The 3,184-nt window shown below is 65.7% G+C and carries 3 protein-coding genes and 1 pseudogene; all 4 read right to left on the bottom strand.

Annotated elements, in window-relative coordinates:
• Positions 1-273 precede the first annotated feature (273 nt).
• Positions 274-1,338, bottom strand: a complete 1,065-nt coding sequence (locus V6M39_RS14440) for an NAD(P)H-dependent flavin oxidoreductase (RefSeq protein WP_332644509.1) — start codon at positions 1,336-1,338, stop codon at positions 274-276.
• Positions 1,335-2,111: a CoA-transferase subunit beta gene (locus V6M39_RS14435; protein WP_332644508.1), complete on the bottom strand. Its 777-nt coding sequence runs from the start codon at positions 2,109-2,111 to the stop codon at positions 1,335-1,337. Before V6M39_RS14435 ends, V6M39_RS14440 begins: the two co-directional genes overlap by 4 nt.
• Positions 2,108-3,004 (bottom strand): CoA transferase subunit A, encoded by an 897-nt coding sequence (locus V6M39_RS14430; RefSeq protein WP_332644507.1) that lies wholly within the window; start codon positions 3,002-3,004, stop codon positions 2,108-2,110. Before V6M39_RS14430 ends, V6M39_RS14435 begins: the two co-directional genes overlap by 4 nt.
• Positions 3,001-3,184: pseudogene (locus V6M39_RS14425) on the bottom strand (enoyl-CoA hydratase); the annotation flags it as partial. The pseudogene V6M39_RS14425 and the gene V6M39_RS14430, both read right to left, overlap by 4 nt.

Raw genomic sequence — 3,184 nt, 5'->3', positions numbered from 1 at the left:
CGCGATCTGGGCAACCATCTCAGCCTGGGTCGCTCGATTCAGCCGCTCCAACGCCACGATCGCGTCAATGCGCGCAGCACCAAACTTGAGCTCTGATTCAGCCTCGAAATCGTGAGCGCGGACAACCCCAAGGACGTCCTCGGTGGCGACTTCGGTGAACATACTTCCAACCTAGAACGCACCACCGACAACAGTTTTGGGCGCTGAACGGTCCTATGGAGCCATCGCAAATGGCGCGTAGCGGCGATGGAGGGAAACAGGAGATTCAGGCGGTCAGAGGTACGAGCTAGCGCGCTTGAGGGACGCTGCGGCTTCGGTGACGACCCGGTCGATGAGCTCTTCACAGGTCGGCAGATCGTTGATGACTCCAACGACCTGTCCGGACGCGAGAACGCCAGCCGTCGGGTCACCCTCGACGAGTCCGGCCTTGAGCATCATCGGGGTGTTGGCTGCGAGCGCGAGCTGGCCGAGCGTACGGCCCTGTTCCTTGCGCATCGAGCGTCCGTCGATCGCGAGCTGCTTCCACGACATGCCCGCCATCTTCTTGAACTCGAGCGTGCGCTTGGCGGTCGGGAGGATGCGACGTAGACCGGATCCGGCTTCGACCTGCTCGACGAGCTCGGTGCGGAGCATGCGGTGCGGCATGCCGTCGACCTTCTTGGTGACGACCGTGTCATCGACGGTCGCCTCGAGGTAGCGCTGCTTGACGGCATCCGGGACACGGCTGTCAGCAGTGAGCAGGAAGCGTGTACCCATACCGACGCCAGCAGCGCCGTACGAGAGCGCAGCGGCCAGACCGCGGCCATCAAAGAAGCCACCGGCAGCAATGACCGGGATGTCGACGGCGTCGAGCACCGTCGGAAGCAGGAGGGTGGTCGGGACGGAGCCCGTATGGCCGCCGCCCTCGCCGCCTTGGATCATCACGGCGTCGGCGCCCCACGAGGCAACCTTCACCGCGTGCTTGGGGAGTCCGACGCTGGGGATCACGACGATGTCGTGCTCCTTGAGCTTGGCGATCAGCTCGGGCTTGGGGGCGAGCGCGAACGAGGCGACCTTGACGCCGTATTCGATCAGCAGCTCGCAGCGCGCAGGTGCATCAGCAGCATCGGCGCGGAGGTTCACGCCGAACGGCTTGTCAGTGCGCTCCTTGACCTCGATGATCGCCTGCTCGAGCTCCTTGATCGTCATCGTCGCCGAGGCGAGGATGCCGAGTCCGCCGGCGTTGGCGGTGCCGCTGACCAGGCTGGGCCCAGCGACCCAACCCATACCGGTCTGCACGACCGGGTGACGTACGCCGGTCAGCTCGGTGAGCGGCGTCTTCAGCAGCTGGTCGATCATTTGACGGCCTCTGTCGTGACTGGGGGGACCTCACGGTCGCGCAGGGTCTTCGGGTCGAGGACGTTGCGGATGATCATCAGCTCGGTCTCGGTGGGTTCCCGGGTGACCGGAACGTCGGCCGGGATGGCGAGCTCGAAGCCGGTGGCGGCAACGACGTCGTCGACGCTCACGCCGGGGTGCACGCTGAGCAGCTGCACGGTGTCGCCTTCGCCTTTGACGTCGAAGACGCCCAGGTTCGAGACGATCCGGTGGATGTCGTTGTACTTCGACGCTCCAGGACCAGCAGCCTTGGCGCGTGCCGGACCGACGCCCGAGACGATGTCGACGTTTTCGACGAAGACCCGGGGACCGTGCTTCGGCACCCAGTAGGACGTCCGGTTGTTCACGGTGTTGCCGGGTGCGCCGCGCGAGCCGAGCAGCTGGCGCTTCGGCTGCGTGAAGTCGCCGATCGCCGAGATGTTCTGGTTGCCGTGCTTGTCTACCTGGGTGGCGCCCATCATCACGTGGCGCTTGCCGTACGCGACGACATCGAACACGCGGCGGAACGGGATCCAGCCCTCGACGACGTCAGCCTTCGCGAACAGCGGCGGCGTACCACCGAGGAAGAGTGACTCGCCATCGGAGATGACCAGGTCAGGGTTGGACGTGAGCTTGGCGAGCCGGACTCCCAGCATCGGGAGCATCCCCATCGGGCTGGCGAAGATCTCGCCGTCGTCGGCGAAGGCGTCGGCAATGGCGGCGGCGCAGACCTCTGCGCGAGTGAACTCAGTCATTTGGCTGCCTCCTCGGCGGCGAATGCGGCAACGGCTGCCTGATAGGCGGTTTCGTCTCCCGAGAGGAAGCGCTGCTCGAACGCGGCCCAGTCCTCGTCGGACCCACCGGCTGCGGCGGCATAGGCCTTCTGGAACATCTCGTCGCGCTCGTAGTCAGGTGTGCAGGTCGTGAAGTGCGCACCGTTGGGTGTCTCGACGACTCCGTCGATCGCCATCCGGCTGATGAGGAGCCGCTGGACCGCGGTGTCGACCGTGAGCCCGGCGGTGTCGATGATCTGCTCGCAGCTGAGGAACGCCTTGTCGGCGGCCTGCACGAACAGGTCGTCGAAGTACGGATCCGGACCCAGGTAGGTCGCGTTGCCGTGTGCGTCGGCGCGGTTCATGTGGACGAGCGCGACGTCGAGCTTCAGGGCGGGCACCGCGGTGAGCTCCTCGAAGTCGCCGTTCTCGTCGGCGTACGGGCTGGTGACGGTCTTGATCCAGGTGTTGTTGACCAACACGTCCGAGCCGAGGCCGGCGCGCATCGGCAGGAACGGGAGCCGCTGTGCGGCGGCGTACAGGCCGGTCTGGAACATCCCCTCATCGAGCTCGACGATCTCAGGGATGGTGGCGTTCTGGCGGGCGCGCTGGAAGTTGGGCTCGAGCGGGATGGAGTCGAGGGAGACGAACGCGTAGATGACCTTGCGGATCTTGCCGGCCCGGGCGAGCAGGCCTACGTCAGCACCGCCCCAGCTCACGATGGTCAGGTCCTTGAGATCAGAGCGCAGGATCGCGCGGACCAGCGCCATCGGCTTGCGCCGCGGACCCCATCCGCCGATCCCGATCGTCATCCCGTCGGAGAGCTGGGCGACGACCTCGTCGATCGTCATCTGCTTGTCGCGTGGCTTGCTCACTTAGTGCCCTTTGCTTTGTCGGTTCCGGCGAAGTCGTCTCGAAGCTCGTCGCTCACGCCCATCAGGTTGAGCTCGAAGGTGAAGCCCTGCTCGAACCGGTAGCTGTGGTTGACGTCGACCGGCTCGATGCCGTTCAGCGCCTCCTTGGCTGCCCGGATGACGCGACCGTCCTTGGCCGCG

The organism is Aeromicrobium sp. (assembly GCF_036675695.1).
Classification (GTDB): Bacteria; Actinomycetota; Actinomycetes; order Propionibacteriales; family Nocardioidaceae; genus Aeromicrobium.
The sequence above is the reverse complement of the archived record's forward strand: the minus strand, read 5'-3'. Positions and strand labels throughout refer to the sequence as shown.

Excerpts from the sequence above, each read along its gene's own strand:
- V6M39_RS14440 (WP_332644509.1), bottom strand. The coding sequence starts at position 1,338 with ATGATCGACCAGCTGCTGAAGACGCCGCTCACCGAGCTGACCGGCGTA.
- V6M39_RS14435 (WP_332644508.1), bottom strand. The coding sequence starts at position 2,111 with ATGACTGAGTTCACTCGCGCAGAGGTCTGCGCCGCCGCCATTGCCGAC.